Annotated in this window: 6 protein-coding genes; 3 read left to right on the forward strand and 3 right to left on the reverse strand. The window is 71.7% G+C overall.

The window, feature by feature from the left end; translation table 11 throughout:
- The first annotated feature begins 257 nt into the window (after positions 1–257).
- Positions 258–2564, forward strand: a complete 2307-nt coding sequence (locus QM633_RS02885; protein WP_415152218.1) for a TIM-barrel domain-containing protein — start codon at positions 258–260, stop codon at positions 2562–2564.
- 170 nt (positions 2565–2734) lie between these two features.
- Here the strand turns inward: QM633_RS02885 and uppS are convergent, their stop codons facing one another.
- On the reverse strand, positions 2735–3538 hold the full coding sequence (gene uppS, locus QM633_RS02890; protein ID WP_415152219.1) for a polyprenyl diphosphate synthase: 804 nt from the start codon (positions 3536–3538) through the stop codon (positions 2735–2737).
- A 224-nt stretch (positions 3539–3762) separates the two neighbouring features.
- Between uppS and trhA the strand changes: the two genes are divergently transcribed.
- Complete coding sequence (gene trhA / locus QM633_RS02895; RefSeq protein ID WP_415152220.1) at positions 3763–4416, forward strand: PAQR family membrane homeostasis protein TrhA; 654 nt, start codon at positions 3763–3765, stop codon at positions 4414–4416.
- Between the two features lie 117 nt (positions 4417–4533).
- Positions 4534–5121 carry a dCTP deaminase gene (gene dcd, locus QM633_RS02900; RefSeq protein ID WP_415152221.1) on the forward strand — a complete coding sequence of 196 codons (588 nt, stop codon included), beginning with the start codon at positions 4534–4536 and terminating at the stop codon, positions 5119–5121.
- 123 nt (positions 5122–5244) lie between these two features.
- Here dcd and QM633_RS02905 read toward each other — a convergent pair whose 3' ends face one another.
- Together QM633_RS02905 and QM633_RS02910 are read right to left on the reverse strand one after the other, a co-directional pair.
- Entirely contained in the window at positions 5245–7257 is a 2013-nt protein-coding gene (locus tag QM633_RS02905; protein WP_415152222.1) for a thioredoxin domain-containing protein, read from the reverse strand.
- A gap of 64 nt (positions 7258–7321) precedes the next feature.
- Positions 7322–7486, reverse strand: coding sequence for a hypothetical protein (locus tag QM633_RS02910; RefSeq protein ID WP_415152223.1), 165 nt, complete (start codon positions 7484–7486; stop codon positions 7322–7324).
- Positions 7487–7824 lie beyond the last annotated feature (338 nt).

Below are 7824 nucleotides of genomic sequence, written 5' to 3' on the forward strand. Positions count from 1 at the left end.
CCCATCCGTCCCCGCCCCGGGCAACGATCGCGAACGGAATTGGGGACAGACCAGCGAACGGGAAAAGAACCGTCCCCTGAACGGACAGGGGACGGTTCCCTTCCCATTCACGGGTCTGTCCCCTATCCCGTTCAGGGACGGGTGGCGTCGGGAGGCGCGCCGGTCCCGCCTCTCGCGGACGGGCGCCACCGGGACGCGGGCACAAGTACGCACGCCGTCTGCGCGGCGGGCGGCGCGCCCCACCTAGACTCGCGCCCATGGCCGACCTTCCCGAGTACCTGACAATCGAGACCTCGCCGGTCGCACCGGTAGCCAACCAGGTCGTCGGGGACCACTACCGGATCACCGTCCTCACCCCCCGCATGTTGCGCCTGGAGTACTCACCGACCGGACGGTTCGAGGACCGCGCCACCCCGTTCGCGCTGCACCGCGACCTCGGTCCCGTCGACCTCCGGGTGACCAGGGACGCGGCCGGCCTGCATCTGTTCACCGGAGCACTGGTCGTGGACTACGACGAGGGCCCGTTCTCGGCGTCCGGCCTGCTCGTGCGCCAAGCCGGCGGCCTGGGCTATCACAGCGACTGGCGGTACGGCGTCCGGTTCCAGGCCGACAAGTGGCAGCAGGGCAATCTCGGCGGCACCGCGCGGACGCTGGACGGTGTCGACGGGCCGCTGCCGCTGGAGGACGGCCTGGTCTCGACCACCGGCTACGCCGTCCTGGAGGACACCACGCTGCCGCTGGTCGACGGCTGGGTGGCGCCCAGGATCGAGGGCAACACCGACCTCTACTACTTCGGCTACGGCAAGGACGCCCCCGCCGCCGTGCGCGACTTCTACCGGCTCACCGGCCCGCAGCCGCTGCTGCCCCGCTGGGCGCTGGGCAACTGGTGGAGCCGCTACTACGCCTACTCGGCCTCCGAGTACCAGGAGTTGGTCGAGCGGTTCGAGGCGGAACGGCTGCCGTTCAGCGTCGCGGTCGTCGACATGGACTGGCACTGGGTGGACGTCGATCCGCGTTTCGGCCACGGCTGGACGGGGTTCTCCTGGAACACCGACCTCTTCCCCGACCCGCCGGCGTTCCTCGCATGGCTGCACTCCCACGGGCTGCGGACGTCGCTGAACCTGCATCCCGCCGACGGCGTCCGCGCCTACGAGGACCGCTACGCCGCCCTGGCCCGGCGGCTCGGGGTCGACGCCGAGACGGGCGAGGCCGTGAACTTCGACATCACCGATCCCGACTTCCTCGTCGCGTACTTCAATGAAGTACTCCATCCCCTGGAGGACGAGGGCGTCGACTTCTGGTGGCTGGACTGGCAGCAGGGCTCCCACACGAGGATTCCCGGCCTGGACCCGCTGTGGATGCTCAACCATTTCCACTTCCTCGACTCGGGCAGGGACGGGAAGCGTCCGATCACCTTCTCCCGCTACGCCGGGCCGGGCTCGCACCGCTACCCGGTCGGCTTCTCCGGCGACACGATCTCGACCTGGGCGAGCCTGGACTTCCAGCCGTACTTCACCGCGACCGCGGCGAACATCGGCTACGGCTGGTGGAGCCACGACATCGGCGGCCACTGCTTCGGCTACCGGGACGACGAGATGGTGGCCCGCTGGTTCCAGCTCGGCGCCTTCTCCCCGATCAACCGGCTGCACTCCACCGACGACCTGTTCGCGGGGAAGGAGCCGTGGAAGTACTCCGCGGACGCGCGCACCGCGATGGGCGACGCGCTGCAACTGCGACACCGGATGGTGCCCTACCTGTACACGATGGCCGAGCGCGCGCACCGGCTGGGTGAGCCGCTGGTGCGCCCGCTGTACTGGCTGGACCCACGACCGGAGGCCCTGGCCGCGCGCACCTCCTTCGGCTTCGGCAGCGAGCTGCTGGTGGCGCCGATCACCACGCCTGCCGACCGGCAGACCCTGCTCGGACAGGTCAGCACGTGGCTGCCGGCCGGGGAGTGGGTCGACTTCTTCACCGGCGTGCGGTACACGGGCGGACGCACCGTCCAGCTGCACCGCCCACTGTCCGGCTACCCCGTTCTCGCCAGGGCGGGGGCGATCGTGCCGCTGACCTGGCCGGACGAGTTCGGCACCGGCAACCCCGAGGCGATCGAGCTGCACCTGTTCGCCGGCGCGGACGGAGACTTCACCCTGTACGAGGACGACGACGCGGCCGAGCCCAGGACCGTGACCACCCGGTTCCGCTGGTCCCAGGCCGACCGGGCGCTGAGGATCGAGCCGGCCGAAGGCGCGCTCGACCTGCTCCCCGCGCAGCGGCGCTACCGGATCCTCGTCCGCGGCCTGCAGGCGGACCCCGTCGAGGTCACCGTGGCCACGGCCGACGGCGCCCGTGTCGTTGTGGACGGGCCAAGGGTCGCGAACCAGGTGGAGTCGCTCGTCTTCGGGCTCCTGTCGGCGGCCCAGGTGGAGTACGAGACCAAGGGCGCGATCTGGCGCGTCATCGAGCAGGAGACCACGCCCGCGCGCCGCATCGCAGCCCTCCAGGCGATGGACCTGCCGCCCTCGCTGTCGTCCGCACTGCTGGAACTGCTCCTGGCCGACGCCTGAGCGGAGCGGGCTGGGCACCGTCGGTCACCCCGCGGGGCTCACGGGGGACCGTTCGGGGCAGCGCCGACGAACACGGCGCGCGCGGCCACGGGACGGTCCCCTGCCGCACCAGGCGATCGACGCACGACGGCACCGGGGGGCTGCTCGTGCTCGATGCGCAGGGCCATCACTCACCGTCCGTAGCGCCGCTCGCGCTGGGCGTAGGAGCGCAGCGCCCGAATGAAGTCGACCTTGCGGAAGTCGGGCCACAGGGCCTCGCAGAAGTAGTACTCCGAGTGCGCGGACTGCCAGATCAGGAAGCCGGACATGCGCTGCTCGCCGGAGGTCCGGATGATCAGGTCGGGGTCGGGCTGGCCGGCGGTGTAGAGGTGCTCGGCGATGTGGTCGATCTCGAGGGTGCCGGCGAGTTCGTCGAGGCTGGTCCCCTTCTCCGCCTCGCTGGCCAGCAGCGACCGGACGGCGTCGCGCAACTCGTGCCGTCCGCCGTACGCGATGGCGACGTTCACGTGGATCCCGTCGTGGACGCCAGAGGCCTGCTGCGCGTCCGACAGGTGGGTGGCCATCTCCTGCGGCAGCAGGCTCACGTCGCCGACCACCTGGACGTTGTAGGTGTGGGAGAGGTCGGCGACCAGCCGCTCGATCACCTGCAGCAGCGGGCCGACCTCGTCCGCACCCGAGCGGGTGAGGTTCTCCGTCGACAGCACCCACAGGGTGACCACGCCGATGCCGAGATCCGCGCACCAGTCGACGAACTCACGCAGCTTGTCGGCGCCGGCCTGGTAGCCGACCACCAGCGGCTGCTCGGGGGCGTTGGCGCGGGCCCAGCGGCGGTTGCCGTCCGCCAGCACCGCGACATGGCGCGGCAGAGCCGACCGGTCGAGCTGGGCCAGCACCTGCGTCTCGTAGGCGGAGTAGAGGAAGCCCAGCGGCTGCAGGCGGTTCACCGCTTCGCGAATCCGCAGCCCGAGCGACATGACTGCCAGCCTAGCGTCGCGCACCCCGCGACAGGCGATGCCGGTCGGGTTGGGCGGCCGGGTGGCGGGCCGCCGGACCCCGCCCGAGGTCCGGCCGAGCCGGGAGCCCACGCGTCCAGGCCGCATCATCAGCGCCGGCGACCGGTGGGCGCGCCGCGCTTGAAAGTGCGGACCCCTCAACCTACGCTTGCGTAAGTTACCTCACCGTAGCTTAGGACGCCCCGATGACCGCACCGCTCGCCCCCGTACTGCCGCGGCCACGCCTGCGCGGCTGGCTCCACCTCGGCATGACGCCGCTGGTGCTGGTCGGCGGCATCCTGCTGATCGTGCTCTCCCCGACGCTGGCGACGAAGCTGGGCAGCGCGGTCTGGCTGGGCGGCTCGCTGCTGCTGTTCGGCACCAGCGCCACCTACCACCTCGGCGGCTGGCGACCCGGCGTGAAGGCCGCGCTCCGCCGCTGGGACCACGCGAACATCTTCGTGTTCATCGCCGCCACCTACACCCCGATCGCCCTCGCCCTGCTCACTCCCGCGGCCGCGAGCGCCCTGCTCACGCTGATCTGGTCGGTGGCCGTCGTGGGTGTTCTGGTCCGGGTGTTCTGGCAGAACGCGCCGCGCTGGATCGACGTCGCCTGCTACCTGCTGCTCGGCTGGGCCGGCGTCGGCTGGATGCCGGCGTTCTGGACCTCCGGCGGCCCGGCCGTCGTGATCCTGATCCTGCTCGGCGGGCTGGTCTACACCCTCGGCGCGGTCGTCTACGGACGCCGGCGTCCCGACCCGTCCCCGACCTGGTTCGGCTTCCACGAGGTGTTCCACGCCTGCACGATCGCCGCGGCCGCCTGCCACTTCGCCGCCATCGCCGTGGCGATCTTCGGCTGACCGGCCCTCCTCCCGCGGCCCGCGACCGAGGAGTCGACACGCCTCCTCGCCGGCCCGGGGGACGCGTCCTTGCCGGGACACCCCGCCCGGCCCGCCGGATGTGCGTATTCTCGGGCCGTGCTGCTCTCCGACCGTGACATCCGCGCCGAACTGGCAGCGGGACGCGTCGTGCTCGACCCCTTCGACGACGCGATGGTCCAGCCGTCCAGCGTCGACGTGCGGATCGACCGGCTGTTCCGGCTGTTCGACAACCACAAGTACGCGGTGATCGACCCCGCGCAGGAACAGCCCGACCTCACCCACCTCGTCGAGGTCGCCACCGACGAGCCGTTCGTGCTGCATCCCGGCGAGTTCGTGCTGGCCAGCACCTACGAGGTGGTCACGCTGCCCGACGACATCGCCGCCCGGCTCGAGGGCAAGTCGTCCCTGGGACGCCTCGGCCTGCTCACCCACTCCACCGCCGGCTTCGTCGACCCCGGCTTCTCCGGCCACGTCACCCTGGAGCTGTCGAACGTCGCCACGCTTCCGATCAAGCTGTGGCCCGGCATGAAGATCGGCCAGCTGTGCTTCTTCCGGCTGTCGTCCCCCGCCGAACATCCCTACGGGTCCAGCGCGTACGGCTCGCGCTACCTCGGCCAGCGCGGTCCGACCGCCAGCCGCTCCTACCTCAACTTCCACCGCACCCGGATCCCGGACGCCGGCTGATCGTCCGCTCCCGCCGAGCCGTCAGGATCCGGGCCGCCCATGGCCGGCTGGGATTCCGACAACGGGGCGAGGTCGCGGGCGACCGTGGCGACGCCCCCGGGCCAGGACGTCCGGGTGGCCGGGTCAGACGCGGCTCCAGAGAGCGGCGCGGAGCTCGGCCAGGTCGGACGTGGGCGCGAAGCAGGTCGTCCCGCGGCAGACGTAGACGTCCGGGCCCGGACGGTCGTCGAAGTGGTGCGCGAAGCCCTGCGTCCCCGCGGCGCCGGTGAGGATGGCCGTGCCGATCGGGGCCATCCGCCAGGTTGCCCTGGCCCGCTCCCCGATCGGGTCGTCGTCCACCACCACCGCGACCGCCGGACGCAGGCCCGTCCGCGCCTCGTCGGAGACCAGGGCGTCCACCAGCGCCGATCCGGCGAAGCGAGGCGCCTGCTCGAGGATGCCCACCAGGCTCTCCGCTGCGGCGCTCGCCCGCGCGTCGAGCTCCGGACGCTCGGCGAGCAGCGCCACCAGCCGCAGCGCGGCAATCAGCGCGCTCGTGCCGGACGGGGTCGGGTTGTCGCTGACGTCCCTGGCCCGTGCCCACAACTGCTCGGCGTCGGTGGCCGCGTCGTGGAAACCGCCGTCGTCCGCGTCGAAGAGCTCCCGCGCCTGGTCGAGGAGCTGCTCGGCGCGCCGCAACCACTCCGCGTCGCCCAGGGCGCCGGCCAGCCGGGCGAAACCGAGCGCGACCGCGCCGTAGTCCTCGGCGAAGCCGACCACCGGCGACGCCACGCCGGCCAGCGACGAGCGGTGCAGCCGTCCGTCCCAGTGGTCGCGCCACAGGCACTCCGACGCGTCACGGGCGAGCTCGAGCCAGGCCGGTTCGCCGAACACCTCCGCCGCCCAGACCAGGGAGTCGATCGCCCAGCCGTTCCACGCCGCGACCACCTTGTCGTCCCTGGCCGGGGCGAACCGCTGCCGGCGCTCGGCCAGGAGCCGGCCCGAGATGGACGCGAGCCGCTCCGGATCCGGGTTGCCGCGCAGCTGCAGCGTCGAGAGGCCGTGTTCGAAGGTGCCGGCCGTCGTCACGTGGAAGACCTCGGCGGCCCAGGCGCCGTCCTCCTCCCCGAGCGCATCGGCCAGGAGTTCGGGGCTCCAGCAGTAGTAGATGCCCTCGTGCTGCCTGCCGTGCGCATCGAGGCTGTCGGCGTCCAGCGAGGCGGAGAACCCCCCGGACGGCAGCCGCAACTCACGCTCCAGCCAGCCCACGATGCCCCGCACCGCCCGCTCGAACTGGGCGCGCAGGAGCGGGTCGTGGTCGGGGACGCGCCGCCACCCCCGGGTGTAGGCGCCGAGCAGCAGCGCATTGTCGTAGAGCATCTTCTCGAAGTGCGGAACCACCCAGCCGGCGTCGACGCTGTACCGGGCGAAGCCGCCGCCGACCTGGTCGTGGATGCCGCCGCGGGCCATCGCGTCGAGCGTTCGCTGGGCGACATCCAGCGAGCCGGGCTCGCCCTTGACCAGCAGGGCGTCCACCAGCAGCGGTGCCGGGAACTTGGGGGCGGTCCCGAAACCGCCGTGGATCGGATCGAACTCCCGGCTCACCTCGTCCAGCACCGCCCACACGTCGAGCCGGCCACCCTGCGCCACCGGCGGGGCGAACGCGCCGGCCAGGTGCTCGGTGATGGCGGACGCGCTGGCGTCCGCCTCCTCACGGCGCTCCTTCCACGCGGCGTCGATCGCCTCCAGCACCTGGGTGAACGACGGCATGCCGCCACTCGGCACCGGTGGGTAGTAGGTGCCGGCGAAGAACGGACGCCCGTCCGGGGTGAGGAAGACCGTGTTCGGCCAGCCGCCGGAACCGGTCAGCGCCTGGGTCGCCTTCAGGTAGAGCGCGTCGATGTCCGGACGCTCCTCGCGGTCGACCTTGATCGCGACGAAGTTGGGGTTCACGATCGCCGCGACCGCAGCGTCGGAGAACGACTCGTGGGCCATCACGTGGCACCAGTGGCAGGCGGCGTAGCCCACCGACAACAGGATCGGACGCTGGGAGGCCTGCGCGTGGGCCAGTGCCTCCGGCCCCCACTCCCACCACTCGATCGGGTTGTCGGCGTGCATCCGCAGGTACGGGGAGGTGGCCTCGGCCAGGCGATTCACGCCCGTCAGCATAGGTCAGCCGCGTCGGGCTCCCCGACCGCGGCGAAGGCAGCGGGACGCGAGGTCAGTCCAGCGGCGAGACCGGGGACTCCGGTGCGGGCTCGTCCTCGATGTCGATCCGGTTGATGTTGCGGTGCATGCTCCAGTAGAGGAACGCCAGCAGCAGGATCAGCACGCCGACCATCGCGAGCGGCAGCCAGGCGGGCGTCACCAGCATCAGGGGGACCATGCAGCCAAGGCTAGCGCCCCGCGCGGGGCATCGTCGTGGACGAACCGGGCGAGAGTCGTGCGCACGCCCAGGAGACTGCTGAGCAATCATGTCCCGGCTGCGGCGCGCCGGATCGGGCGATCTGCGGCGGCCACACCTTGGGGCATAGGGCCACTATCGCCCACAAGATGTGGCCTTGCAGCTCATCCCGCCCGGCACGTCCTCGCTCGGAACAGCATTGTTCAGCAGCCCCCTAGATTGAGTAGTCGTCCGGCTGGTCGCGGACCCCGGCGAACAGATCGTCCTCGGGCAGCTTCACCGGGACACTCGAGCGCACCAGCTGGTAGTCCTCGGTCGGC

Source organism: Propionicimonas sp. (assembly GCF_047606205.1).
In the GTDB taxonomy this organism is placed as follows: Bacteria; Actinomycetota; Actinomycetes; order Propionibacteriales; family Propionibacteriaceae; genus Propionicimonas.

Coding starts and splice junctions, on each gene's coding strand:
- uppS (WP_415152219.1), bottom strand. CDS start 3,538: ATGTCGCTCGGGCTGCGGATTCGCGAAGCGGTGAACCGCCTGCAGCCG.
- trhA (WP_415152220.1), top strand. CDS start 3,763: ATGACCGCACCGCTCGCCCCCGTACTGCCGCGGCCACGCCTGCGCGGC.
- QM633_RS02910 (WP_415152223.1), bottom strand. CDS start 7,486: ATGGTCCCCCTGATGCTGGTGACGCCCGCCTGGCTGCCGCTCGCGATG.
- QM633_RS02885 (WP_415152218.1), top strand. CDS start 258: ATGGCCGACCTTCCCGAGTACCTGACAATCGAGACCTCGCCGGTCGCA.